The sequence below is a fragment of the Sporomusa intestinalis genome, assembly GCF_055383785.1.
In genome coordinates this window covers 5,269,057-5,295,673 of record NZ_AP042390.1, presented here as the reverse complement: position 1 = coordinate 5,295,673, position 26,617 = coordinate 5,269,057, and the positions used below count along the sequence as shown (strand labels likewise).

The following is a 26,617-nucleotide window of genomic DNA, read 5'->3' as shown; positions in this document are numbered from 1 at the left end:
CTTCTCCGAGGGGGTAAAGGTATGCAGTCAAGTCTTGATGTAATTGACGGAAAAGATTTTCGCCGTATGATCGCCGGTGCCTATAGTGCCTTTATGCGCGAACACGAATATATTAACAGTTTAAATGTCTTCCCTGTGCCTGACGGCGATACAGGCACCAATATGCTGCTGACCCTGGGGGCGGTGGCGAAAGCGGTTGCCGAAGCGCCGGATGAAGGGACCGGCTCGCTTTCCCGCCGGGCGGCGGACAGCGCGATTATGGGCGCGCGGGGCAATTCCGGTGTTATTTTGTCCCAGCTGCTGCGGGGGATAGCCCGGGGCCTGTCCGGCAAAGATAAAGCAACCTCGGCCGAGGTCGGCAAAGCGTTTCAGTATGGAGTGCTCTACGCCTACCGGGCTGTTGCCAGGCCGGTGGAGGGTACAATCCTGACGGTGGCTAAGGGCATCGCCAAAGGGGCGCACCGGGCGGTCCGCGAACGGCTGGCCTTTGCTGATATCCTCAGCGAGGCCATCCGCGCCGGCCAGGAGGAGCTTAAACGCACACCGGAGCTGTTACCGGCACTCAAAGCGGCCGGGGTTGTCGATGCCGGCGGCCAGGGCCTGATCGTGTTCCTCACCGGCTGCCTGGAAGGGCTGGAAGGCCGTTTCAGCGGACCTGAGGCCGATTTTGGCCGCACGCTGACTGTACCGGCCGTAGTGGCCGAAACGAACATCGCCCATCCTTACTGCACCGAGTTTATTGTCAAGCGGTTTACGGCCGGGCTGAGTGAGGTCAAACGGCAGCTGGAGCAGATGGGAGACTCGCTGGTCCTGGCCCAGGGGGAGAGTGTGCTAAAGGTCCATATTCATACCGCTCACCCCGGGGCCGTACTGGAGTCGGCTATTGCCTGGGGAACCCTTCATGATATTAAGATTGACAATATGGCCGACCAGCACCGGGAAACCGTCCGGAACGAGCCGCCGGCCGCATTTAATGCGGCGGCCGAGCCACTGCCGGCCAAGGCCGGCCTGGCAGTGATCAGCGTTGTATCGGGAACAGGCCTTACCGAGATTATGCGCCAGCTGGGAGCCGGTGTTATTGCCGGCGGGCAAACGATGAATCCGCCGGTTGAGGAGTTTATAGCCGCTGTTCATAACGGACCGGCCGAAAAATATATTATTTTGCCGAACAACAAAAATATCGTGCTGGCCGCTGCCCAGGCCAAGAAGCTGTTAGGCGACAAAGTGGCGATTATACCGACGGTTAATGTGCCGCAAGGCCTGGCTGCCGTAATGGCTTTTGATCCGGAACGTGATCTTGAGGCCAATATCGCCCTGATGACTGAGGCCCAGACAACCGTTAAGGCCGGCAGTGTGACCATTGCTGTCCGTGATTCACAGGTCCGGGGCCAGACCGTCCCGGCCGGTTCGTTTATCGGCGTAATCGAAGGCCGCGTTGCCGTTTGGGCCGACAGTCTGCAGGGGGCGCTCACCGCGCTGGTAGAACATTTGAACAGGCCTGAGGCCGGAATGATCAGCCTGTATTACGGGGCCGGACTGGCCGAAGCCGAGGCGCAGGCCCTGGCCGGCGTGCTGCAGGAAACTTTAAGCGGCGTTGAGATCGAGGTGTACTTTGGCGGACAACCGCATTATCAGTTTATTATCAGTGTAGAATGAAGCGGTCTCATAATAGCTATCTTTTGCTATCGGCGACGACACTGGACTTGATGAGGAGAGGATAAACGATGCTCAGCTCACTTAGCATTAATGAATTTGCCGCGAAAATTTCCGCCGGCGATGTGCCGCCGGGAGGAGGCAGCGCCGCTGCTATGTATGGACTGACGGCAGCTGCGCTTTTGGAATTATCGATTAATCATTCATTACAAAGTCCGCAATTAGTGGAGCAGCATGAACTGCTAATCGCTAAACAGGCCGAATTGGCCAGGCTGCATATTGAGCTAACGATACTGATCGACCGGGATGCGCTGGCGCTAAGGGGGCTGCTGGCGGCGGCGGGTCTGCCTGAACTGACACCGGAAGCCAGGCAGGCCCGCCATACAGCCCTGCAAAAAGCCTTGAAACAGGCCGCTGAGGTACCGCTGGAAACGGCCAGGGCCTGCCTGGAGATCATGGAGATTGGCAAGGCCATTGTCGACAGGGTAGATAAGCTGGTTGTCAGTGATTTAATAACCGGAGCTGCCGCGGCTCATGCCGGTATTACCGGCGGCTTGCTCAGCGCAGCGATCAATCTCAGTGAAATGGATGATGAGGCCCTGATTAGCGCGCTCAAAGGCCAGATTTATCTGCTGAAATTAGCTGCCGATGAGCTTAGGAGTGGTCTTGAAGGCACTGTGTATAGCCGTGAGCCCTTTTGTGTGTTACGGGGGTAGCCGCTGCCGGCCATAATCAAAAGACCCTGTATCCGGACCAAGCCTGGATACAGGGTCTTCCCTACGCTTTGGGCACTTGCTTTAAGCTCAGGCCAATGCGCTGGCGCTCTTCGTCAACGCTGATCACCATTACATCAATGATGTCACCGACCGAGATCACGTCAATCGGATGGCGGAAAGGCCGGTGGCTAAGCTCGGAGCGGTGGATCAGGCCGTTAATTTTAATGCCAATATCAACAAAGGCGCCAAAATCTGTGACATTATGCACCGTGCCTTTGACAATCGTACCGGGGGTAATGTCCGACAATTTAACAATATTTTTGCGGGTTTGCGGCGGCGGCACATCTTCGCGCGGGTCGCGGCCAGGCTTGGCCAGGGCGGATAAAATATCGCGGACTGTCGGCTCGCCGGCGTTCAGAGCCAGCGCCAGTTTGGCAGCATCCGCTGCCGGGGCTGTCTGCTGCAGGGCAGCGAGCTTATTTTTATCGGACAAATCCTCCAGCGTAAAGCCCAGATGGCGTAAGACAGCTTCCGCCAGGGCATAGGATTCGGGATGGACAGGCGTATTGTCCAGCGGGTTGGACGCCTGGGCAATACGTAAGAAACCGGCGCACTGGGTGAAGGCGGCAGGTCCCAGACGGGCTACCTTCAGGAGTTCTTTGCGGTTGGTAAAAGTGCCTTTTTCCAGGCGGTAAGCCACTATGTTTTTGGCAATACTGGCGGTTATGCCGGCCACATGGGTCAACAGCGCCGGCGAAGCCGTATTGAGTTCAACCCCGACATGATTGACGCAGGATTCCACGATATTTGCCAGCGTACCGCCCAATTCTTTTTGATTAACGTCATGCTGATATTGGCCAACCCCAATCGACTTAGGGTCAATTTTGACAAGTTCGGCCAGCGGGTCTTGAATCCGGCGGGCAATGGACACCGCGCCCCGGATGGTAACATCAAGCTCAGGCAGTTCCTCCCGGGCCAGTTTGGAGGCGGAATAGACCGAAGCACCGGCTTCGTTGGCGATAACGTAATGAACATTTATATTATGGGAATTGATGAGGCTGGCGGTAAATTCTTCTGTTTCGTAGGAGGCCGTACCATTGCCTATGGCAATGAGGGTTACCCCATGAGTGTTGATAGCGGCGAGCACTTTGGCAGCGGCCTCTTCCCGCTGCCGCTCGCTCATGGTCAGGTACAGGGTATTGTAGGTCAATACAGCGCCGGTAGGGCTGACAACGGCCATTTTACAGCCGGTGCGGTAGCCGGGATCAAGACCCATAACCGTATGGCCGGCCAGCGGGGCCTGCAGGAGCAATTGGCGGAGATTGAGGCCGAACACGCGAATGGCCTGTTTTTCGGCGTTTTCGGTCAGCAGGGCGCGAATTTCCCGGTCAAGGGCCGGAAACAGCAGGCGTTTGTAGCCGTCGGCAATCGCTGCTTTAATCGCTTCACTGAATAGGGAATGACCGGTGATGGTCCTCTGCGCGATCAGCCTGATATTCGTTTCATGGTCGGCCAGCAGGTCAACCTTGAGCACACCTTTGCTTTCCCCCCGGTTAATGGCTAAAATCCGGTGGGCCGGCATGCGCTTAACCGGTTCCCGGTACTCTTTGTACATGAGAAATTCTCTGGCATCGGCTGCGGGCGTGGCAAGCTGGCTCGTGATTTCGGCTTTTTGCCACAGCTCTTTGCGGAGCAGCGCCCGGATATCGGCCTGTTCGCTGACCGTTTCGGCAATAATATCCTGTGCGCCGGCCAGCGCCAGTTCGGCAGTGGTTATATCCTGTTCAACATTAATGTAATCCCCGGCAACAGCCAGGGGATCACCGCCGGTCAACTGCTGAGCGAGCATAATGGCGGCCAAGGGTTCGAGCCCTTTTTCCCGGGCGATTTGCGCTCTGGTCCGTTTTTTGGGACGGTAAGGGAGATAAAGATCTTCTAATTCCTGCAGTTTGCTTGCCGACTGAATGGCGGCAGTCAGATCCGGGGTCAGTTTACCCTGGGCTTCAATGCTGGCGAGGATTTCTTCCTGGCGCTTAAGCAGATTCCTGAGATATAATGTCCGCTCTTCCACTGTGCGCAGCTGCTCTTCATCCAGCTCGCCGGTGGCTTCTTTGCGGTAGCGGGCAATGAACGGGACTGTATTGCCGTCATCGAGCAGGGCGGTGGCTGCTGTGATCTGCTGTGGTTTAACGCCCAGCTCACGGGCGATCAGGGCAGGGATTTCACTAATAAGCATATGTTCACCATCTTTATTCATAAGTTATCCTAACTTTATTATTATAATCAGTTTGCCCAATTAGAACAATACATTGGCAGCATATTGGCGAAAGGGTTATTTTTCAGGCAGGGAGAAAGTAGTGGAATTGGCTCTGTAAAGGGGACTCATACCTGTGATTATATCGATTAAACACTATATGCGCAGGCAGATCATCACGCTTGCCTGGCCGGTCATCTTTGAAGGGGTTGGCATTATGGCGGTAAACGTGCTGGTTACCGCCATGGTTGGCCAACTGGGCGCCGTTCCGCTGGCTGCCGTTGGTCTGGCAACTATGCTGCAGTTTTCGGCAGCCATGGTTTTTGCTGCCGCCGGTACCGGGGCAGCAGCCCTGGTTGCGCGGGCGAGCGGTGCGGGCAACTGGCAGGAAGTCCGCCTCCTAACCGGTCAGGCAATCCTGCTGGGGGCCGTATTGGGGGTCTTGCTGGCGCTGCTGGGGCAGCTGGCGGCTGAACAGGCTCTGGCCTTGACGGCGGCAGAACCGGCGGTAGCCGGCTTAGCTGCCAGTTTAGTGAAGATTACGTTTATGTTTACGCCATTTTATTTAATTATGTCTGTGGCCAATGCCGCTTTGCGCGGCATGGGTAAGACGAAAACGGCTTTTTATATTACTATTTTTAATAATATCCTGGCCGTATTTGTCTCCTATCTCCTGGTATTCGGCCGGGTAATGCCGCCCCTTGGCGCCTATGGCGCCGCCTGGGGGATAGGACTGGCGCAGCTGGCCGGGGGCACGGCGGCCTTGCTTGTGCTTGGGCGGATGGATCAGGTCCGCATATCCTGGCGCCATATACTAACAATAAAAAAAGAAACACTGCAGCGCATTATCAATATCAGTGTGCCAGCCGCGTTGGAACAGCTGGCTATGCAGGGCGGGCGGCTGGTGTTTACTTTTATGCTGGCCGGGGTAGGGGCCATCCAGTTTGCCGGCCATCAAATCGCCCTGCAGATTGAGTCCATGTCCTTTATGCCCGGGTTTGGCTTTTCCGTGGCGGCCATGACCCTTGTCGGCCAGCATTTGGGGCGGGGAATGCCGCACCGGGCGATTCAGTATGCCTGGCTGACTAATAAGCTTGCATTTTGGAGTATGGCGGTTATGGGGGGCATTATTTTTCTCTTGGCCAAACCGCTGACCGCTTTTTTTATTAACGATCCGCAGGTGGTCTATTGGGGCTCCTTATGCGTTATGATCGCCGTATTGGAGCAGCCAACCCTGGCCATTTGCTTTGTCCTGGGCGGGGCTCTCCGGGGAGCCGGGGACACACGCTGGCCGATGTATATAACAACAGCCGGCGTCTGGCTGTTCCGTCTGCCGCTGGTATATCTGTTTATTGTTGTATGGAACTATGATGTAATTGCTGCCTGGTATATTACCGCCGGCGATTTTTTCATCAGAAGCGTTATTCTCTGGCGCCGCTTTGCCTCCGGCAAATGGTTGTAAACCTAAAAAACGTCACGCAAAATTTTGCGTGACGTTTTTTTACTCTGCGATTACCTCGGCAATCGCAATATTTGGCCGCAAAGCCAGATCTATCAGCTTGCCGGTGGCGGTCAGAAAACCGGGGCGGACATTCTGTTCCGCAAGCTCAACGGTGGGGGCAGCCGCAAACCGCTCTTTATTCTTAACCACATACGCCAGCTGGCTGGTCGTGAGCCGGACCAGGCTGCCTACCTGATAAAGGGGCGTTGTATGGAGAAAAGCGTGTAAGAGGTACAGATCAAACTGAGAATTACCGTTTCTCAGCATTTCTTCGGTGATGGTGTGCCGGGGTGCGCCCGCTATACTGGCAGTATTGACGGCATTATCAAAGTAATTGGCGATGGCCACAAGCCGGGAAAGCGGGTGAATCTCTTTGCCGGCCAGACCGGCGGGATATCCCTGGCCATCATAGCGCTCATGGTGCTCAACCGCTATCCGGGCGGGAATGGAGCCAAGCTTGTTTTTCAACAGCAACTGCTGCCCGTAGATAGGGTGCAGCCGCTCCTGGTCAAAAGCCGGGTTATTCATGTTGGGGACGACTGATTTGCCCAGATCATGAAACAGCGCTCCCAGCGCCAAATCCAGCAGCACCGGCCGGGGCAGCTTGATATAAAGGCCTGCGGCCACCGCCAGTAAGCAGACATTGACAGCGTGGCCGATCTCATCGGCTGTGGGCTGGCGTACCTGAACATTAACAATATAGGCAAGATTTTTTTCTGTCTCATCAATCATCTGCCCGGCAGCCAGTTGAATTTGTTTTATGTACACTGTATTAAGGCCGGGGTTTATGATCTCCTGGCTTTTTTTATTAAATAAAGCGCGGAAGCAGACATTGAGCTGTTCTCTGGTTTCAGGAGCAACAATCATTGTTTTTTTTAATTCGGCGGCATAGGGGTCATAAACCGGGATATTCTTAATTCCCAGCTGGTGGAGACGCTTAATATAGGTTTCGGTAAGGGCAATGCCTTGTTCTAAAAGCAGATTGCCCCTGTCATCAACAATATCCCGGGCCAGCACCATGCCAGCTTTCACCTCGCTGATAAGCATAAGGCAGTCCTCCTTTATCCTGTTACCATTATTATACATAAAATGCCTGAGAAAGGAAATATTCTAAAGTCCTGGTTATGCGGGACTTTGGTCTGATCTCTATACATAAAGCACAACAGGCTTTGTTATGCATATTATGTTAGTAGGAGCGTGGATGAAAGTGACCCAGGCCAAAGGGGGGATAAAGGATGTCGCTTTTAGTAACTTCGCTGAAGGCCAATGTTTTTTTAGCGGCACTTACGTCAGTGCTGTTTGGAATATTAGGCTTAGTATCCTGGATGCCACGTCTTTTTTATGTAATATTTCCTGACGATATCTACCTTTTTCTGCATACCATGGCGGAGGTCAGCTGTCTGGTAATTGCCCTGAGTGTGTTTTGTGTAGTGTGGTTTAGCTGGCCTCAGACCAAAAACAGCCGTGACTTGTTTATTGCCATGGTATTTCTGGCTATCGGTTTTTTTGATTTCGCCCATCTGCTGTCATATAAAGGAATGCCAGATTTTATAACAAGCAACAGTGAGAACAAAGCGTCACTGTATTGGATCATCAGCCGACTGCTGGTCAGTATTGGACTGCTGGCAGCCGTGTATATCCCCCGGCATAGCAAAAACCCAATATTCCATCGCATCTATCTTCTGTCAGTCACTGCCACCTGCAGCGTCGCGCTTATCCTGGTGGTGCTGCTGTTTGAAAGCGCCCTGCTGCCAATGTTCATGCCAGAACAAGGGCAGACAATCGAAAAAATTGCTTTTGAGTATGTGGCTATGCTGCTAAACCTCCTGGCAATTTATTTGTACGGCTACCGCAATCCGTCCCAGCAGTCAGTGTTTTTGCTGCGGGTCAGCCTGGTGTTTAGCTTTGTGGGCGGCATCGCCTGTACTTTGCATGTAAATGCACAGGATAGTTTTAATCTTATTGGCCATGCCTATAAGGTATTGGCCTACTACTGTATTCTGCAATCACTGATGCAAACCTCAATTTTGCGTCCTTATATGCGTATTTCCCGCCTAAACCGGGCGCTGCGCAATATGGCATCGGAAAATATGTGCCTCTACAAAGAAACCAAGGACAGCGAGCGGATATTGCAGCAGGCCTTTATCCAGCTTGGCGCAACCCTGGCAACAAAAAACAACCTGGAAGCTATGCTGCAGCAGGTTGTCACCGCCACCGGCACGGTATTCCAATGTGATCATGTTTATCTGGCCCTGGAGGAAAACGATACCCTGAAATTTGTGGCCTATATCAGCAGCTTTAAACCATCTGAGAAAATTCAGACCGATAAAAGCTTTATGGGCAAGGTATTCACCGAAAAAAAACCAATCGTTATCGACAACATTGCCAACCTGCCTGAACGTATGATTGAGGCCCTGCGGCAGGCCGGTTTAAAATCAATGGTTGGCGCGCCCATCAGGCACAATGGGGATGTTATTGGCGTGCTCGAAATATTCTCCCGCCGGGAACGGGCTTTTACCCAGCATGATGCTCAGTTTCTCAGCGTGTTCTCCCATCATGCCGGGGAAGCGATTAAAAACGCCCGTGCTTATGAGACAACGGTGGAAAACTTTGCCGAGCTGAGTCTGATGTATGATATTGTTAAGGAATTGGCCAGCCTGCAGTCGCCAGCCTCTATTCTGACCAAGGTAGCGGAAAAACTCTATAATCTGTTTTCTGCCAACGCTGCGGTTGCCTTTATCATGCATCACCGGGATGATGGTATTCATACTGAGCCCGTTTTTGACATTGGCTTTGAACAAAAAGAGCTTGACCATATGCAGCGGGTCTTTTCAGACAGCAAAACATCCTGGCCCTGGAGCGGACTCAGCGCCATTGATGATACGGCCGCAGGCGAGAATAAGCATGGTTTGATTACTATGTCGGTATTTATGGTAAGACGCCTCAATATTTTACCGCTGTTGGCGAGCGGCAAGCTGCAAGGGCTGATTGTACTAGGCTGGAATAATACGAAACAGGAAATTCCGCCAGGCAAGGAACTGGCCCTAAGTACCATTGCCAGCCAGACCGCGATTGGCCTTGAGCGCGCTTACCTCTATGAACATTTTCAGGCGCTGGCCCTGACTGACCCGCTTACCCGTCTGGGGAACCGGCGGCAGCTGGAAATATATCTTGGCCGTGAAATCAGCCGGACCCTCACGTATCATCGTCCCCTGAGTCTTATTATGCTGGATATCGACTTCTTTAAGAAGGTTAATGATACCTGGGGCCATTTGGCCGGTGATGTTATTCTGCAAAAGATGGGGGCCCTGATTAAGGAACGTTTCCGGCTGACTGATATGAGCGCCCGCTATGGCGGTGAAGAGTTTGCTGTTGTACTGCCAGAGACTTGTCTTACGGAAGCCGCTGTTTTGGCGGAAAATTTCCGGCAATATATTGAAGAAACCAAATTTGAAGTGGATGACGACAGGATCAGCATCACCATCAGCCTTGGCGTAGCCACTTTTGAAAGCCACACGGACTGGGAGAACCCCAGAACCAGTCTGATCGATGCCGCCGACCAGGCCCTGTACAGGGCAAAACAAACAGGCCGGAACCGGGTGGAGTGCCATCATTAGCTCGTTGGCTGGTTTTGCCCAAATTTTGCCCGCAAAGAGAATAATTGGCGACAGTGTGACACATGCTATTGACGAGTAACGGAAAGGAGGGATACCCCGTGTTATCGTCAAAAGAACTGATGCACCTGGAAGACTTCCTGGGCATGGAGCAAAACTGCGCCAAGACAATGAATTTCTTTGCCAGCAGTGTCCAGGATGCCCAGACCAAGCAACTGTTTCAGCAGGTTGCGCAAAAAAGCCAGCAGCATTTCCAAACGATCAGCAAGCATTTAAATGCCGGGCAAAACTTACAATAATTTGAGGTGAAATCACAATGGCACAAACGGGTCAACAAGCCGGGCAAAGCACCCAGAGCGGGATGAGCGGCCAGGGAGTCAGCATTTCCGAACGTGAGTACCTGCAGCTTGCCCTTAATGAAAGCAAACACACCGCAGCCGCAGTCAATACTTTTGCACTTGAGGCTGCCAATGAAACACTTCGCCGCGACTATCTGACTATTTTAGGCGATGTTCATAATCAGGAAAAACAAATTTTTGACCTTATGCAGCAAAAAGGCTACTATAATGTGCAAAACGCCAATCCCCAGGATATTGCCCAGGTTAAGTCCAAGTTTAGCGGTCAGGCCCAATAGGAATATCTGTTAACAAGTCCTGCGACTACAGCAGGGCTTGTTTTTGTTTTTATCAGCTTTGCTTAGTCTTTACTCACAGGGCCCAGGCGCCCTGGCCCACGCCCTAAAGGCTTGCCAACCAGGTTTTTCTAAAATTGTTGTATAAAATTCCCTTGACAGTACTCTATGACCAGAGTAAAATTAAATAAGAACTATCCGATAACTATTTTCCGGTGGTAATTTTTATAAGGGAAGGCGAGATTAGTGGACATTTGCGTTACATCATTGCTACGAGACAAGGGGTTCAAGGTTACGCCCCAGCGATTAGCCATTTATAGTGCCTTGGCGGCTACCAAAGCCCATCCCAGTGCTGAAATGATTTATAATGATCTTCAGCCCCTGTACCCGACAATGAGTCTGGCAACTGTGTATAAGACGATTGAGATCCTTAAAGAGCTTAATCTGGTCCAGGTACTCAATGTTGGCGAAGACAGTTTCCGTTATGATGCCGATACCACTAATCATCCCCATGTCCGCTGCCTGAGTTGTGGGCGGGTAGATGATTTGTATGGTATTGACTCTTCCGATTTTGTCAGCCAGGTATCCGCACAGACTCAATACAGGCTGGAAGGACAGCAATTCTATTTTTATGGTGTGTGCCCTGCCTGTCAGGAGAAGGCTTCAGCAGCCAGTTAAAAGGTGAAGGGACGTAGGCAGCATGAATTTAGCAAGCTATATTGATCATACTCTCCTTAAGCCTGAGAGTGCAATTGAGGATATTATCCGCTTGTGTGAAGAAGCCGCGTTACATAAATTTGCGGCAGTATGCGTAAATCCTGTATATGCCGGGCTGGCTGCTCATCAACTGGCCGGCACGGGGGTGAAAACTGCGGTTGTTGTCGGCTTTCCGCTGGGGGCGACTTTTACGGCAGTTAAAGTACTGGAAGCGAAGGAAGCAGTCCGGCAGAAGGCTGACGAACTGGACATGGTTATTCATATCAGCGCCGCGAGGGCCGGGCTCTGGGACGTTGTGGCCGATGACATCAGGCAGGTAGTTGCAGCCGCTGACGGTGCTGCCGTAAAAGTGATTATTGAGACCGGGCTGTTAACAGATGAGGAAAAGCGCCGGGCCGGCAACGCGGTTGTCGAGGCCGGAGCCCGGTTTGTGAAAACATCAACCGGGTTTGGCCCGGGTGGCGCGACGGTTGCCGACATTAAGCTGCTCAAACAAATTGTGGGTGATACTATCGGCATCAAAGCCTCGGGCGGGATCAGAAGCCGCGAGCAGGCTGTGGAACTGATTGCGGCCGGGGCAACGCGGCTGGGAACAAGTGCCGGTATCACTATTGTGGGCGGCGATAAAGCTATAAGCAGAGGTTATTAGCAGGAATGAACCGAGGTTGTTTTGCTGGTGTCAGCGATGGGACGGAAGACCGTAGCCTTGCTGCTATCAGCAAAACAATCTCTTTTTTTATTTATTTTTAAGTTTACATAAAATACATGTAGAAGTAAACTAGTAAGCATGGTATAATGTCCTTTACATGCTCGAAAGGAGGGCAGCAAATCATGCGAACATTGATACAAATGATTCCCGGCGGTGTGCCGGCAGTGGTTGGTCTGGTATTGGCCGCAATGCTGTTAAGCATTGTCCCGGGGCGTCCGCAAATGTGGCTGTACCCTCTGGTACGGCAGGCAACACAATATAAAATTAATTATCAGACCAGAGACATGCCGGCGAAAGAAACGCCGCATTTTATCGTCAAATATACGGAACCTGATGCCGATATGGCCGATATGGTAGCCACAGCAGCCGAGGCTGCCTTTGCGCCTGTTACCGGCGCGCTCAACTATACGCCAGGCGGCAAAACGCTCATTTTGATCTATCCGGACCGGGAGTCGATGCAGAAAGCCTATGGCTGGGCCGGCGATGCCAGCGCCATGGGCTTCTACTGGGGCGGGGTGATTCAGGTGCTGTCACCCAAAGCCTGGATGAAGAATGCGCAGTCGACGGAAGAGTTTATTACTACCGGGCCGATTGCTCATGAATATACCCATCTGGTGCTTGATTATCTGGCCAGAGGCAATTATAGCCGCTGGTTTACAGAAGGCCTGGCTCAATATATGGAATACCGGCTTAACGGGTATGAGTGGATAACAGCCGGCAACCGGCTGACCGGCCAGCTGTATACAATGGAAGAATTACGTTCTGATTTCGACGAACTGCCGAATCAGGCCCTGGCTTACCGCCAGTCATTGGCGGCAGTGCGTTATATAGCCGAGGTATACGGTGACGCCAAGCTGGGTCAGGTACTCAGTTACCTGCAGGCTGGTGTCAAGGTGGATAAAGCGATTGAAAAGTCACTGGGCCTAGACGCCGCCACCTTTGAAGCTCTGGTGAATCAATGGGCCAAGGGTAATATGAAAGAGTATAAACAGGCTGCAAATTAAAGAATACGCCGTACAGGCGTATTCTTTTACATATATATGGGAATTTTAACGTTATTATTGTCTAAGGGGGAATCATATGCTGAGCCGGCGGGATTTTCTCAAGCTCTGTATGTCGGCGGCGCTGACAGCCGGTCTGACAGATCAGCTGCTGCCCATCATGCGTCAGGCCTTTGCCGAGCGCAAGCTGACGAAACCACCTGTAATCTGGCTGGAATTAGGGTCCTGCACCGGCAATTCCGTCTCTCTGGATAATGCCGTAAATCCAACATTTTATCAGGTACTCCACGATATAATTGATTTGCGGTATCACTGGCTGTTTAATGCCGCCCAGGGCGAGCAGGCCGTTCAAGCCCTAATGGACACAGTGGAACAAGAAACGGGAAATTTCTGGCTTATCCTGGAAGGCGCGGTCATGACAGGGGATAACGGCCGCTTTAACCATATATTCCTGCGGGGCAGTGAGATGGTTACAGGCTTGGCGGCCCTGAAGGAATTTGCCCCCAGGGCCCGTTATGTCATTGCGGTCGGCACCTGCGCCTGTTTTGGCGGCCCGGCCGCCGCTTACCCCAATCCCGGCGGGGCCAAGGGGGTATGGGAGGTCATTAAACAACCGGTGATTAATATACCAGGCTGTCCCAGCAATCCCGACTGGATAACAGGTACCTTCAGTCATCTGCTGATGTACGGCTTGCCTGAACTGGACAGCTATAACCGGCCGAGAATGTTTTTCAGGCAGACGATTCATGACTTATGCCAGCGCCGCCAGCAGTTTGAAGACGGTATTTTCGCCTCCTTTGCCGGCGAAAGCGGCTGCCTGTACAAAATAGGCTGCAAGGGGCCGGTAACCTATGCCGATTGTCCCAAGCGCCAATGGAACCATTATGTCAATTGGCCGGTTAAGGCCGGGGCACCCTGTATTGGCTGCACCAATCCGGGTTTTCCCGACAGCAGCATGCCGTTTTATGAGCATCTGCCTGCTGTGCAAACACCGCTGGGCGCGCTTAATATAAAGAAAATTGGTGCCGCTGCCGCCGGGCTGAGCGCGGTGGCAGCTGGCGCCCACCTCATTACCGGGGTTATAACCAAACGGATCAGCAAAAATTGGCTTGACGGCACGAACCGGCAGGAGACAGACCCACCGGAAAACGAGGAACAGCTTAAACAGGAACTGGATGACCTTATCCGGCAGCAAAATGCCCTGATTAGTGAGAGCAAAAGCCTGGAGAGCAATAAAGTAAAGCGCAGGCTGCGCCGAACATTCCGCCAGAAGGTGGTTGATTTTTTCCGGCCGGGGCCAAAGCACAGGAGGTAATTACCCATGGCTGTACAGACGATATTTCCGGTCACTCGTATCCATGAGCCGCTGCGGGCGGATGTGGAAGTGCAGGACGGCAAAGTAACCGATGCCTGGCTGGGAGCCCATTTATTCCGGGGGCTGGAAAGTATGATGAAAGATCGTGATCCCCGGGATGCCGCCCTGTTTACCCAGCGCATCTGCGGGATTTGCTCCGCAACCCACGCGGTAGCCGCAAGCATGGCTCAGCAGCAGGCGTTCGGGGTTCAACCGACCCCGACCGGACAACAGCTGACAAACCTGATCTACGCTGCCGATATCATTCAAAATAACCTGCGTCATTTTTACGTGCTGGTGCTGTATGACTATGTGAAAGGTCCCGACATTCCTCCCTATGTACCGCGGCCTCAGGCCGATTACCGTCTGCCGCCCAAAGTCAACGCCGAGCTCCTGCAGCATGCCAAGGAAGCTGCTTTCAAGGCTGTGCAGGCCCATGAAGCCCTGGCAATTTTTGGCGCCAAAGCGCCAATGGAGCAGACGATTTTGCCGACCGGGATAACAGAGCAGGCTTCGGTCGAACGCCTTATGGCCTACAGCGGCATTCTGCGAGAAATTACAGACTGGGTGGAGAAAGTCCATATCAGCGATGTGATGACGATCGCCGAATATTATCAGGATTACTACTCGATCGGCGCCGGTTACGGCAACTTCATCTCTGTGGGCATGTTTCCCGCGCCGCCAACCGGCGAGCGGGCTTTTCCGGCTGGCTTGGTTATTAATCAGGGCCAGCCTGAGCCGCTTGATGTGAATCATTTTACTGAAGAAATTCGTTACAGCTGGTATAGCGGCGACGCCCCCAGCCATTTTCCCACTCAGGCCGGTCCGGGACCGGACCGGGATAAGCCGGAGGCTTATTCCTGGATCAAGGCGCCACGCTATAAAGAGCTGCCGGTGGAATGCGGCCCCCTGGCCAGAGGCTTTATCAGCGGTGATTACCGGCGCGGGGTATCTGTCATGGACAGACTGATTGCCCGGGCCAGGGAAACACTCAAGATCTGCAAATTAGCGCAGGCGATTATAACGGAAATTGTGCCCGGCACACCCAGTTTTCAAAAATATACCCAGCCGGACAGCGGGGCCGGAATGGGGCTGACTGATGCCATGCGGGGGGTGCTCGGGCACTGGCTGGAATATAAGCATAACAAGGTGACTCATTACCAGATTATTACCCCCACAACCTGGAATTTCTCGCCCCGCGACAACCGGGGTGTCCGGGGTCCGGTCGAACAGGCGCTGCTTGGTACGCCCATCGCGGCCGGGGGCGGGCTTATTGAAGCCGGCCGCGTTATCCGGTCATTTGACCCCTGCTTTACCTGCGCCGTACACCTGTTTAAAAAGTAACTGCCGTAAGGTGGCGGCTTGAAGCCTGCCACCGGGCATGATACAATATTTGCTAGGAGATAAGAGACTTGGCTTATGCCAAGTCTCTGGTTATATAGCCGGAAAGGGGACATATATGAGCATTTTCCAAGCTTGTGATATTCGCGGCATAGCCGGTAAAGACCTGACTGACGTAATGGCCAGGCGTATAGCCTTGGCAATCGGGGTTAAACTGGCCGGCCAAACAGTGGTGGTCGGTGGCGATATCCGCTTATCTACCCCCGGTCTGCAGCGGATTATGATTGATGGTTTGGCTGAGTCCGGCTGTCAGGTAATTGATATCGGGACAGTGGCTACCCCCGTATTTTATTATGCGGTTAAAGCCACCGGCGCCACTGGCGGCGTCATGGTAACAGCGTCCCATAATCCCTCTCGGTACAATGGGTTTAAGCTGATCCTCGGCCCTGAGCCGGTTAGTGAAGCGGATGTGGCTCAAATCGGGCACATGGTGGCCGATAATGTCCGTACCCAGGGCCAGGGTTCGGTCGTGCAGAGGCCTGTTATTGCTGATTATATCGCGCACACGGCCGGCAAAGCCCGTCCCGGCTGTTTAAAAGTCGTGCTTGACGCCGGCAATGGGGCGACAGCGGCCATCGCCCCCCCACTGTTTCAGCGGCTGGGCTATGAGGTAATCCCACTCAACTGCGTAGCGGACGGGCGTTTTCCCAGCCATCCCCCGAATCCGGCCCTGGCTGAAAATCTGGTGTCACTCGGCGAGGCCGTACGTTTACACAAAGCCGCGCTGGGGATTGGCTTTGATGGTGACGGCGACCGGGTGGGATTTGTTGACGAAACCGGCCAGGCGATTGACAATGACGCAATTATGGTGCTGATAGCCAAAGCGTATCTGGCCCGCGAAACCGGTGCGGTCGTTTATGACGCAAAGTGCTCAATGATCGTGCCCGAAGCAGTGGCTGCCGCCGGCGGCCGGCCGGTTATGGCCCGGGCCGGCCACACTTTCAGTAAAGCGGCATTTATCCGGGAGCAGGCCTTGTTTGCCGGTGAAATCAGCGGCCACTTCTTTTTCCGGGAGCTGGGCTACGATGACGGCATGTTTTCCGGACTGAAAATATGTGAACTGGTGGCCGACCAGGGCCGTTTGTCGGCACAGGTGGCCGGTATTCCCCGCTATCTGCTGACGCCTGATATCCGTGTTCCCTATAAGGGCGCCGATAAAGCAGCCGTGCTGGCGCAGGCTGCCGCCAGGCTCGCGGCATACAAACCCAATCTGATTGATGGGGTGCGGCTTGAATTTGCCGATGGCTGGGGCATGATCCGCTCTTCGGTTACGGAGCCGCTGTTTACACTGCGGTTTGAGGCGAAAACCGCCAGCCGCCTCAGGGAAATTAAAACTATTTTGCTCAAGGCCCTGCCTGCTGACATACAGGCTGCGGTTGCCGCTAAATTGCCTGGAGAACTTCAATAATCAAACCTCATTATCCCCTCTGCAAAGAGGATTTGCCGGTATTTAGTCGAATAAATACTTATTTTGAAAAGATGATATTTCGGAAGAGGTAATTATGCAAATTCATGTTTTGGCCAGTGGCAGTACCGGCAATGCTGTATTTATTGAAATGGACAATACCAAGGTCCTGGTTGATGCCGGCATCAGCACCCGGCGGATCAAACAGTCGCTGGCGGCACTTGGGACCGGAGTGGAAGAGCTTGATGCGGTATTTATTACCCATGAACACCGTGATCATATCAACGGGCTGCAGACTTTGCTCAAGAAATATCGCCTGCCCGCCTATGCCCGGCCTGACACCTGGAAAGCCATGTACTGCAGAGCGGCACTGCCTGATGAGTGCTGCAGGCATTTGCCCGACAGCCTGGATATCGGTGCGGTAAAGGTGGAGCCTTTCCCGATCTCCCATGATGCGGCCGACCCGGTGGGTTTCCGGCTTTATGCGGGGAATACCAAGGTTTGTGTCGCCACCGATCTTGGCTTCGTGACCCCAACCGTCAAGGACGCTTTATCCCTGTCGGATGTCCTGGTTTTAGAGTCTAATCATGATCTGGATATGCTGCAAAATGGCAGTTATCCCTGGCATTTAAAAAAACGGATTATGAGCAACCGCGGCCACCTTGCCAATACGGACGCCGGCTGGACCCTGGCCAGACTCAGCCGCAAGGCCCATACGGATGTCTTTTTGGCCCATTTAAGCCGGGAAAACAATCGGCCTGAACTGGCTGAGGATACGGTGGCGAATATTTTAACGGCCCAGGGCTGCAAACTTGGCCAGGATATTACTTTGCATCTTACCTATCCTGAAAAAATTTCAGGGTTCACCCACAATAAGTAGGAGGCGATTGTATGAAATGGTTCAGGAAAATAACTCCCTACATCGCAGTATCACTGATCAGCATGATTATTGGCGCTACCCTGGTGGTAGGCTGTGCCGGCAATGCTGCCGATAAAACGAAAAAGCCTGAAGCCGCCGGTTCGCCGTTCCAAGCCCTGCAGCCGCCAACTGCTCAGGCCAGCTTGTCCGATGCCCGCAACACACCCATCGTCCGGGCTGCGCAATCGGTGGGGCCGGCGGTGGTCGGCATTACGAACAAGGCCTTTGCCCGGGATATTTTTAATCGCAAAGTTCTTATTGAACAGGGGACAGGCTCAGGTGTTATATTTGATTCCCAGGGGTACATAGCCACAAACTTTCATGTTGTGCAAAATGCCCAGGAACTGGCCGTGTCCCTGGCCGACGGGCGCACGCTGACAGGCAGGGTCATTGGCGTGGATCAGGCGACAGATCTGGCTGTTGTCAAGGTTGACGAGAGTAATCTGCCTGTTGCCACCCTGGGAGATTCCGATTCGCTTATGGTTGGTGAACCAGCGATTGCCATTGGCAATCCGCTTGGGCTGGAGTTTAAAGGCAGCGTGACTACCGGTGTCATCAGTGCCCTAAACCGCTCGTTGGATATTGGCGAGCGCCGCTTCAAACTGATCCAGACCGATGCGGCCATTAACCCCGGTAATTCGGGCGGGGCCCTTGTTAACGCCGATGGCGTGGTTGTTGGCATCAACAGTGCCAAGATTGCCCTATCCGGGGTTGAGGGTATCGGCTTTGCCATCCCGATCAACAGCGCCAGACCCATTCTCCAGTCCCTGATCGACAAAGGCCGGGTTATCAGGGCCTATCTTGGGGTAGGGGCGCTGGACCAGGCCACGGCCGCCAGGTACGGGTATGAGCTTAACCTCGAAAAAGGCGTTTATCTGGCCAGAGTGGCCCAGAGCGGACCTGCCTATAAGGCCGGCATGCGCGAAGGGGACGTTATCCTGAAGGTTGCCGGGGCTGAAACCAACAGTGTCGCCGAATTAAGGGCCGTCCTTGACAGCCAGCAGGTAGGCGGCCAGGTTGAGGTAGTCATCAAAAGAAATAACCAGACCCAGACAATCCAGGTTCTCTTAGAAGAAATGCCTGGTCAATAACATGAAGATAACGATACTTGCCATCGGTAAAATCAAGGAGAAATATCTTACCGCCGGGATTCAGGAATTTTTAAAGCGGCTTACTCCCTTCTGCAAGCTGGATATTATCGAGCTTGCAGAAGAACGCATGCCTGAAAACCCCTCGGCTGCCGAGAAAACACAAGCGCTCGCCCGGGAGGGTGAGCGCCTTTTAAAAGCCGTCCGCCCGGGCAGCTACCTGATCGTACTGGACGTGGCCGGCCAGGCCCTGTCCTCCGAGCAACTGGCGGCCCGGTTCGACAGCCTGGCCTTGAACGGACACAGCGACATCACCTTTGTCATCGGCGGCGCCTTTGGCTTATCCTCCGAACTGACTGCCGCCGCCCGGGAACGGCTGTCATTTTCCAAAATGACATTTACCCATCAGATGATCCGGCTGCTGTTGGTAGAACAGATCTACCGGGCGTTTAAGATCAGCCGGGGGGAACCGTATCATTGGTAACGGTAAAAAATTAAAGGAGTTCGGCACGGCGCGCCGCTACCAATTAAATTCGGAGTTTTCTACAGAAATATGTCACTTGGAGCCCACGATTCCATTTGCAATCGTGAGTTCCAAGTTTCTTATATTTTAGTATGTTTCCGAAATGATAACAGAGGAAATAAAAAAACTCCCGCTATGGAACGGGGGATCATGACTTGGGGGCGGCCAGTTCCATTAGGGCATAAAGGCGTTGCTTGTTACTCTGGATCATCCTATATTATAATAATATTACATTTTATGGAGGAAAATATATGTCGATTATTCTGGCAATGTTCATCATGGGACTTATACTTGGCTTTATTGGCGCCGGAGGGGCGGGTATCGTCATTGCGGTGCTGTCCATCGTGTTTAGTATTCCGCTTCATACCGCGCTTGGAACATCGCTTGGGGCTATGGTGTTTACGGCATTTTCAGGCGCATATAGCCATTACCGAGAAAATAATGTTGTCGTAAAATGCGGGGTTGTTGTCGGTATATTTGGCGCAGTGGGGGCGTTTTTAGGTGCAAGGCTGGCCGGTCTGTTGCCAGCCGGTGATCTAAAATGGTTGACTGCCGGGATGCTGTTTGTATCAGCTTTCTTGCTCGCGATCAGGGTTTATTTTCCTGAGTGGATATACACTTTGGCGAAAGGAGTACCAGAGCCGGCTGGGGCGCAGTATTGGGCCGCCGCCGGTGGGGTGGGTATAGTTTCGGGGATCATGTCCGGTACCTTCGGGATAGGCGGTATGCCGTTTATCATAATTGGGTTGTTAACTATTTTCAACCTGCCAGTTCACCAAGCGGCAGGTACGACTATGCTTATTTCTCTGCCCATTGCCCTTTTCGGGGGAATCGGTTATCTTATTAGTGGTTATTTGGATTTTAGCTTATTGGCTAAGGTTGTTGCCGGGCTAATGACTGGAACATATATTGGCGCAAAGTTTACGAGACGGCTGCCGCCTGTCATTTTGAAAACTACCATGGTAGCCATTCCGGCGATCGGTGGACTTTTACTGTTATTCGGCACAGCGCATTAATAAGTGCATCTAAGGAACGGTTCTCTCTTACAACAAGTCAAGCCTGACCTCAAGCCTTGTAGAAAAAGGGTTGAGGTTGTTTTTTTTATGGGACAAGATAGTAAAGGAGTTGAATCAAGGTTACAGAATATAAGACTAGAGGTAGCTGAGAGGGGGATGGAAGTGGTACGACCATGGAATGTTGGTATTCTTTTATTTGATGAAGTTGAGGTATTGGATTTCGCGGGGCCGTTGGAAGTGTTTTCCATAACAACCTTGCAGGGGCGGCAGGAGAAGCTCTTCTGCGTACATACTCTTTCTGAGACCGGAGAAATGATACGTGCCCGAAACGGTTTGACAGTAAAACCTACCTACAGCATTGCTAATGCACCAGAATTAGACATATTAATTGTTCCAGGTGGATATGGAGCTGAAGAAATAGAAATACACAATAAAACGTTAATTGATTGGATAAGAGAACAAGCAAGCAAAGTAAAACTGCTCGCATCCGTTTGTACGGGCGCTTTTCTTCTGGCTAAAGCCGGACTCCTTGATGGGAAAAAAGTGACCACGCACTGGATGGATATTGATAGGCTGGCAAGAGAATATCCTAAAATTGATATTCAGCGGGGGCCAAAATATGTAGATGAAGGCTCAATCATCACTGCCGCTGGAATTACTGCTGGCATTGATATGTCGTTTCACATCATAAAGAAAATTTTTGGAACTGAGATTGCAAGAGCCACAGCTAAGCGTATGGAGTATGATATAGTGATCTCTGAGTAAAGTGGTTGATTAAGAGTTTCATAACCTCGATTTTTTTACAAAGCAGAAGATAATGTGATTTTCGCCAAAACAAAAAATTAGACAATGCGGGGATGTCAGGCACAGCCTGACATCCCCGCGTCGCATAAAAGTAAGCATTGTTGTGAAGCGAATTTTACGTCCTCTTTGCTTACACGTTCCCTTGTTTACACAAAAAAGTGTTCTTCTAGCAAAACCGGTAAATGACATTTGCCGGTTTTATTTTTTCCAGCCACTTTCTTTTCAGCCACTTACTCTTGTATTGAGAGAATGCCCATGCGTGTAACAGTTGCTGGATACTTACCATAAGATATACAAGAAGATGGTGAGAGGAGGCGCGAATTGAAATATCAGGGCTTAACAGGCAAGGTAATACTCCCTGAAGATCCTGAATATAATTGGGCCAGGCAAGAGTACAACCTTGCAGTCGATAAATATCCGCTGGCCATAGTGTACTGCTTTGACCAACAGGACGTAGCTAACGCCGTCGTTTGGTCAAGAAAGCGAAAAATACCGTTACGCATCCGTTCTGGCGGCCATAATTATGAAGGCTATTCAACCGGTAATGGCTGCCTGGTAATTGATACCAGCTGTATGAATGATATAATCGTGAATAGCGGCGATAATACAACAGCGGTCCAGGCAGGCACAAGGCTGCTACCCCTATACCAGCGTCTAGCTGAATATGGTTATACCTTCCCGGGGGGGACCTGCCCCACGGTTGCTATTTCCGGTTTAGTGCTGGGCGGTGGCATCGGACTGTCCACCCGGCTGCTTGGCCTGACCGCAGACAGTCTTTTGGAGGCTGAGATGATTAACGCTGAGGGGGAGTTGCTAACAGCGAACAGCAACGGCAACGCGGCTCTCTTTTGGGCGTTGCGAGGCGCAGGGGGCGGAAATTTTGGCGTTGTGACCAATTATAAGTTCGGCTTACAGAAAGCTGAGAAAATAACTTTGATACAACTGCGATGGGACCATAATGTGCTGGCAAGAAACAAATTTATCGGAATCTGGCAAGAGTGGCTGCCAAATTTAGACCGGCGTATGAGTTCGTTCAGTGGCATATATAAATGCGGAGCCTGGATGAACGCATTTTTTTACGGATTGCCGGCAGAAGCGCGAGAAATTCTTGGGCCGATACTGGCTATACAGGGAATCAGCCAAGAGGTTATTGAGTATGTCCCGCTCCTTAACGCAGTAGAAAGAATTGGGGCGATGTATGCAAAACGCGATGCCTTCCAGGCACCGGGGAGATTCGTGTTTTGCTATTTCACAAAAAGGCAGTTAGATAACCTTGGCGCTATTATGGATAGGGCACCCTCCGAGACGGAGTCGTCCATTCGGGTATATTCGCTGGGGGGAGCCGTCCGGGACACCGGACCTAAAGCCACTGCCTTCCCGGCTAGAAATGCTGATTATATCATGGTGATTACGTCTTCTTGGGAGAAAAAACAGGAGGAGCTGTTGCACCGAGTATGGATAAAAGCGGGCTATGACTATATTTATCAAATAACTAAAGGTTCTTATGTGAATTTCCCTTATGACCGGACACCAGGTTACGAGGCCGCCTATTTCCAGGAGAATTTGCTGAGCTTGCAATGTATCAAGCAAAAATATGATCCCCACAACGTCTTCCATTTTCCCCAAGGTATCAGGTTGCCGTAACAACCGGGACCGTTTGGCAAACAGAAAAATTAAGTTATCCATTGCTTAGGGGCATCATATAGTTTATAAAATGCTTCAGGTGGGTGCCATGGAAGAATCAATTCTCTTTTCTCTTGACTCTGAGCAGCAGGTACTACTCGCAGCTTTACTAGCGATAATACTATCTGATAAGCTTAACGAAGACCAACTAAATATTTTGGGAAACTTCGTAGAAGCAGTGGGGCAAAACATCCTGCTAATACAGGCAATAGTATCGTCTAATCCTCCCTCAACCACATCGGACAGTTCCGCAGATACACAAGTTCAAAACCTGCAAAAAAGCATTAATATGCTACAACAGAATGTAGAAACAATGAAGGCAAAGATTGCCGTTTTAGAAAGCAAACAGCAATAGTTATTATAAACAACAAAATGAGATTGTTTCTGGTTTAGAAAAACCATACTGTTTGACCCGATACGGAAACCGTATCATTGGTAACGGTGCAAAAGTCCTCTGGCCTTAAAAATTAGGGCTTGGGGGCGCTTTTTTTGCGTACCTAAGGGAGACCTGCGAATATGGAAAGTGAATGCATGTTTGAAGACGGAGTTGTCGGCAGCAGTTTTCAACACCGCCGGCTTTCCCGCCTCCTTTGCCATTCCCGCCGGCATGTTGAAAACCGGTGCGGAACCCAGTATAATTTAAATGGTATGGCTTGATTACTCATATAAGAATAAGTAATGAAGCTTAACTGCCGCTTTTAAAGGGTAGCCATACTTGGCGATAATATAAAGTATTAGATTAAATAGATAGGCGGATAGGTTATGAAAATTTCCAAAAAAGACGCGTTGCTCTGGTTTGATTTTTTTTCACAATTGCCGGAGAAAGAAGAAATCAGTATCAAACATGAAGAAATCATTTACGCTACGTTTGCGCAAATTGAGGCAGCCATTGATCATAGAATTGACATGTTGATGTCGGAAATTAGAAATGTAAAAACCTTGGCAAACAGAACTTTTTTTGTAGGCAATGAAAGCAAATTCCCCCAGGGCTGCCGTTCTTGTCTGCTGGGGACTGGTTTGAGTGCAATTCGGAAAACGAACAAATGTAATTTAGAGTGTAAGTTCTGTTATAATTATGGCGAACTGGACGATATTCATCCCGTGGGAGAAGGGATGTGGGAAATTGGCGGCACAAAATTTTACGAGAAGGATATTGATTTGCTGCTTTCCGTTCACCAAAAACCCACCGGTATTTCCTATGTTTTTTTAGAACCGTTTATGGAAATTGAAAAATATTATCCGGTTATAAAGAAATTCAGTGAGGCGCACATTTATCAGCATTTATACACAAATGGCACGCTAGCTACAGCAGAAACATTGCAAGCGCTGGGTGAAGCCGGTCTAAATGAGATACGTTTCAACCTAGGCGCTTCTAATTGCGCGGACAAAGTCATTGAAAATATCCGCTTAGCGAAAAAATATATTAACAGTGTAGGGATTGAAACGCCGATGACGCCTGAGTTTTTCGCAGTGTTTTTTAAGAAAAAGCAGGCGATCTTCGCGACCAAACTCGATTTTATCAATTGTGCGGAATTACATTTAAATGAAAATAACATCAACAATTATTCTGGGGAGAACATGTATATTTCGCGCCATGGCTATATATCGCCCATTTGGAGCCGGGAGTTAACTTTGAAATTCATGAAAATAGCGGATGACGAAAACTGGGATGTAGCCGTTCATGATTGCTCCAACTACACAAAGTTTGCCAGAAGCTTAAATTTGAACAGCAAGGCGGGTATGTGGTTCGGCGCCAGTAACTATGCCTGTGAATTTTCTATGATTCCCTACGATATATTCATGCCAATACTCAATGATGACAATTTCCAATTTTTAAATGAAGAAGATTTGCCTGACGGCTATAAACCGGATATTATAGAATTTTAGCAGGGTGTGTCATTTAGTCATATCGAAATACTCTTCACCCAACAGCACATAGGGGGCGGTGAGGTGGCTCCCTGTGGCAGCAAACAAAGGAGAGGGTTACTGTGAAAACAATCGGCTTGATCGGCGGTATGAGCTGGGAATCGTCACTGGAATATTACAGACTGATCAATGAAACGGCTGCCATGAAACTGGGCGGGCTTCATTCGGCCCAATGCCTGATGTATTCTGTCGATTTTCAGGAAATAGAAGCCTTGCAGCATCAAAACCGCTGGGACGAACTGACCGATATCATGGTCGCTGCCGCTGCCCGGCTGAAAAACGGCGGTGCTGATTTTGTGGTTATCTGTACGAACACTATGCACAAAATGGCAACTGACATCGAGACGCGCGCCGGCATCAAGGTGTTGCATATTGCCGAGGTAACAGGACATACCATTGCCCGGCAGGGAATGAAAAAGGTTGGTCTTCTGGGGACTAAATTTACGATGGAACAAGACTTCTATAAGCAGGTCCTGCAAGAAAAATTTGGCATAGCCGTAGTCATTCCCGCTGAAGCGGAAAGAGAATTCATTCACCATGTGATTTACCAGGAATTGTGCCAGGGCATGATCCGGCCTGATTCCAGGGCGCGGTTTGCCACCATCATCGATAAGCTGGCGGCAAACGGGGCAGCGGGAGTTGTATTAGGCTGTACGGAAATCCCTTTGCTCATAAGGCAGGCCGATGTTGAAATCCCGGTTTTTGATACCACCAGGCTGCATGCCGTTGCCGCAGTGGAATATGCATTACAATAGTCTAAGGTGCGAATGGTAAAGGCGCAAATGCAAATCAATTAATACACAAGCCACAGACCGTTGATAAGGAGAACCGATGAAAACCATCGGCTTTAGCGCAAGCCCGCGGAAAGAAATCATTCCCGCTGGTGTTGTACGTATTAAAGTAGGTAGGTCAGCCAGTGCAAGCACCTGGCCATAAGCAGCCTTTGCGAAAGGCATGATTGTATTTCGGCAATCCAAAGATGCCGCCGTTTTGTGATTTCCCTGGTCAGCTGGCCAGAGCCGATTTATGATAAAATTTTACGACAGACTATTCGCTGCTGAACAATTTGAAAAAGATTGCTTACTACCCAGTACAAACCCAGCCCGGCAGGGAAATGTACGGCCATATAGCCAATAACACAGGGCATGGCAATGGACATCAATTGGTTTTGCGGATTGGTCTCATTCATTGTTTGCTGTGATAAAATATAGGTGGTAATTGCCGCAAGCACAGGCAGAATATACAACGGGTCTCTCCCGGATAAGGTTTTTATCCAGAGGAAACCAGGATGGCTGACATAGCTGAAATTTCTCAGTGCATAAAACATGCTGGCTAAAAAAGGCATCTGAATCAGCATGGGCAAACAACCCGCCAGGGGATTTACACCCGCCGTTTTATATAATTTTGCTATTTCTTCCTGCTGTTTCGTTTTGTTGTTCTTATATTTTTCCTGCAGTTGCTTAAGTTTGGGACCCAGTTCACGCATGGCCTGCATCGCTTTAACCTGCTTGACCGTCAGGGGATAAAGCAATATCCTAATCATTACTGTCAGCATAATAATGGCGGTCCCGTAGCTTGGGAAGCCCATAATGCTGGTAAGGTTATACATAAAGGTCAATGCCGCTTGCATGATGCTGCTAAAATAGTCAAACAATAACTCTCACTCCTTATACCAAATCTGTGCATAATGGCCATTAGTTTA

General features: G+C 51.0%; 25 protein-coding genes. 22 read left to right on the top strand and 3 right to left on the bottom strand.

Translation table 11 applies throughout. The annotated features are described in order from the left end of the window. Window positions 1-21: 21 nt before the first annotated feature. Together ACZ481_RS24560 and ACZ481_RS24555 are read left to right on the top strand one after the other, a co-directional pair. Entirely contained in the window at window positions 22-1,656 is a 1,635-nt protein-coding gene (locus tag ACZ481_RS24560) for a DAK2 domain-containing protein (RefSeq protein ID WP_464767971.1), read from the top strand. Window positions 1,657-1,724: 68 nt separating this feature from the next. Continuing rightward, window positions 1,725-2,369, top strand: coding sequence for a cyclodeaminase/cyclohydrolase family protein (locus ACZ481_RS24555; RefSeq protein WP_464767970.1), 645 nt, complete (start codon window positions 1,725-1,727; stop codon window positions 2,367-2,369). A gap of 61 nt (window positions 2,370-2,430) precedes the next feature. Here ACZ481_RS24555 and ACZ481_RS24550 read toward each other — a convergent pair whose 3' ends face one another. Further along, entirely contained in the window at window positions 2,431-4,605 is a 2,175-nt protein-coding gene (locus tag ACZ481_RS24550; protein WP_464770689.1) for a Tex family protein, read from the bottom strand. A 154-nt stretch (window positions 4,606-4,759) separates the two neighbouring features. On the opposite strand from ACZ481_RS24550, the gene ACZ481_RS24545 reads away from it, so the two are divergent. Further along, entirely contained in the window at window positions 4,760-6,085 is a 1,326-nt protein-coding gene (locus ACZ481_RS24545) for an MATE family efflux transporter (RefSeq protein ID WP_464767969.1), read from the top strand. Between the two features lie 39 nt (window positions 6,086-6,124). Here the strand turns inward: ACZ481_RS24545 and ACZ481_RS24540 are convergent, their stop codons facing one another. Beyond that, the gene (locus ACZ481_RS24540; protein ID WP_464767968.1) at window positions 6,125-7,171 is read right to left on the bottom strand and encodes an HD-GYP domain-containing protein; all 1,047 of its coding nucleotides are present in this window, start codon (window positions 7,169-7,171) and stop codon (window positions 6,125-6,127) included. Between the two features lie 188 nt (window positions 7,172-7,359). On the opposite strand from ACZ481_RS24540, the gene ACZ481_RS24535 reads away from it, so the two are divergent. The 19 genes from ACZ481_RS24535 (at window position 7,360) to ACZ481_RS24445 (ending at window position 25,670) form a co-directional block, all read left to right on the top strand. Continuing rightward, on the top strand, window positions 7,360-9,741 hold the full coding sequence (locus tag ACZ481_RS24535; RefSeq protein WP_464767967.1) for an MASE3 domain-containing protein: 2,382 nt from the start codon (window positions 7,360-7,362) through the stop codon (window positions 9,739-9,741). Window positions 9,742-9,839: 98 nt separating this feature from the next. After that, a complete protein-coding gene (locus ACZ481_RS24530) occupies window positions 9,840-10,037 on the top strand; it encodes a ferritin-like domain-containing protein (RefSeq protein ID WP_464767966.1) in 198 nt (65 codons plus the stop codon). A gap of 17 nt (window positions 10,038-10,054) precedes the next feature. Next, the gene (locus tag ACZ481_RS24525; protein WP_464767965.1) at window positions 10,055-10,372 is read left to right on the top strand and encodes a spore coat protein; all 318 of its coding nucleotides are present in this window, start codon (window positions 10,055-10,057) and stop codon (window positions 10,370-10,372) included. Window positions 10,373-10,615: 243 nt separating this feature from the next. After that, window positions 10,616-11,047, top strand: coding sequence for a transcriptional regulator PerR (perR, locus tag ACZ481_RS24520; RefSeq protein WP_464767964.1), 432 nt, complete (start codon window positions 10,616-10,618; stop codon window positions 11,045-11,047). Between the two features lie 22 nt (window positions 11,048-11,069). Further along, on the top strand, window positions 11,070-11,735 hold the full coding sequence (deoC, locus tag ACZ481_RS24515; protein ID WP_464767963.1) for a deoxyribose-phosphate aldolase: 666 nt from the start codon (window positions 11,070-11,072) through the stop codon (window positions 11,733-11,735). Between the two features lie 182 nt (window positions 11,736-11,917). Further along, window positions 11,918-12,799, top strand: coding sequence for a peptidase MA family metallohydrolase (locus ACZ481_RS24510; protein ID WP_464767962.1), 882 nt, complete (start codon window positions 11,918-11,920; stop codon window positions 12,797-12,799). Between the two features lie 76 nt (window positions 12,800-12,875). Next, window positions 12,876-14,111: a hydrogenase small subunit gene (locus ACZ481_RS24505; protein ID WP_464767961.1), complete on the top strand. Its 1,236-nt coding sequence runs from the start codon at window positions 12,876-12,878 to the stop codon at window positions 14,109-14,111. Between the two features lie 6 nt (window positions 14,112-14,117). Beyond that, complete coding sequence (locus tag ACZ481_RS24500) at window positions 14,118-15,494, top strand: nickel-dependent hydrogenase large subunit (protein ID WP_464767960.1); 1,377 nt, start codon at window positions 14,118-14,120, stop codon at window positions 15,492-15,494. A 115-nt stretch (window positions 15,495-15,609) separates the two neighbouring features. Then, on the top strand, window positions 15,610-16,959 hold the full coding sequence (locus ACZ481_RS24495) for a phosphomannomutase/phosphoglucomutase (RefSeq protein ID WP_464767959.1): 1,350 nt from the start codon (window positions 15,610-15,612) through the stop codon (window positions 16,957-16,959). A 94-nt stretch (window positions 16,960-17,053) separates the two neighbouring features. Beyond that, on the top strand, window positions 17,054-17,836 hold the full coding sequence (locus ACZ481_RS24490; RefSeq protein ID WP_464767958.1) for an MBL fold metallo-hydrolase: 783 nt from the start codon (window positions 17,054-17,056) through the stop codon (window positions 17,834-17,836). A gap of 11 nt (window positions 17,837-17,847) precedes the next feature. Continuing rightward, window positions 17,848-18,966 carry a S1C family serine protease gene (locus ACZ481_RS24485; protein WP_464767957.1) on the top strand — a complete coding sequence of 373 codons (1,119 nt, stop codon included), beginning with the start codon at window positions 17,848-17,850 and terminating at the stop codon, window positions 18,964-18,966. Between the two features lies 1 nt (window position 18,967). Further along, a complete protein-coding gene (gene rlmH / locus ACZ481_RS24480) occupies window positions 18,968-19,447 on the top strand; it encodes a 23S rRNA (pseudouridine(1915)-N(3))-methyltransferase RlmH (RefSeq protein ID WP_464767956.1) in 480 nt (159 codons plus the stop codon). 290 nt (window positions 19,448-19,737) lie between these two features. Then, window positions 19,738-20,502, top strand: coding sequence for a sulfite exporter TauE/SafE family protein (locus tag ACZ481_RS24475; RefSeq protein ID WP_464767955.1), 765 nt, complete (start codon window positions 19,738-19,740; stop codon window positions 20,500-20,502). Between the two features lie 87 nt (window positions 20,503-20,589). Next, window positions 20,590-21,267 carry a DJ-1/PfpI family protein gene (locus ACZ481_RS24470; protein ID WP_464767954.1) on the top strand — a complete coding sequence of 226 codons (678 nt, stop codon included), beginning with the start codon at window positions 20,590-20,592 and terminating at the stop codon, window positions 21,265-21,267. Window positions 21,268-21,627: 360 nt separating this feature from the next. After that, window positions 21,628-22,950, top strand: coding sequence for an FAD-binding oxidoreductase (locus ACZ481_RS24465; protein WP_464767953.1), 1,323 nt, complete (start codon window positions 21,628-21,630; stop codon window positions 22,948-22,950). Between the two features lie 88 nt (window positions 22,951-23,038). After that, window positions 23,039-23,344 carry a hypothetical protein gene (locus tag ACZ481_RS24460; RefSeq protein WP_464767952.1) on the top strand — a complete coding sequence of 102 codons (306 nt, stop codon included), beginning with the start codon at window positions 23,039-23,041 and terminating at the stop codon, window positions 23,342-23,344. Between the two features lie 161 nt (window positions 23,345-23,505). Next, window positions 23,506-23,646 (top strand): hypothetical protein, encoded by a 141-nt coding sequence (locus ACZ481_RS24455; RefSeq protein ID WP_464767951.1) that lies wholly within the window; start codon window positions 23,506-23,508, stop codon window positions 23,644-23,646. A 105-nt stretch (window positions 23,647-23,751) separates the two neighbouring features. Then, window positions 23,752-24,876, top strand: coding sequence for a radical SAM protein (locus ACZ481_RS24450; protein WP_464767950.1), 1,125 nt, complete (start codon window positions 23,752-23,754; stop codon window positions 24,874-24,876). A gap of 101 nt (window positions 24,877-24,977) precedes the next feature. Beyond that, on the top strand, window positions 24,978-25,670 hold the full coding sequence (locus ACZ481_RS24445; protein WP_464767949.1) for an aspartate/glutamate racemase family protein: 693 nt from the start codon (window positions 24,978-24,980) through the stop codon (window positions 25,668-25,670). A 269-nt stretch (window positions 25,671-25,939) separates the two neighbouring features. Here the strand turns inward: ACZ481_RS24445 and ACZ481_RS24440 are convergent, their stop codons facing one another. Continuing rightward, window positions 25,940-26,569 (bottom strand): YidC/Oxa1 family membrane protein insertase, encoded by a 630-nt coding sequence (locus ACZ481_RS24440; protein ID WP_464767948.1) that lies wholly within the window; start codon window positions 26,567-26,569, stop codon window positions 25,940-25,942. Window positions 26,570-26,617 lie beyond the last annotated feature (48 nt).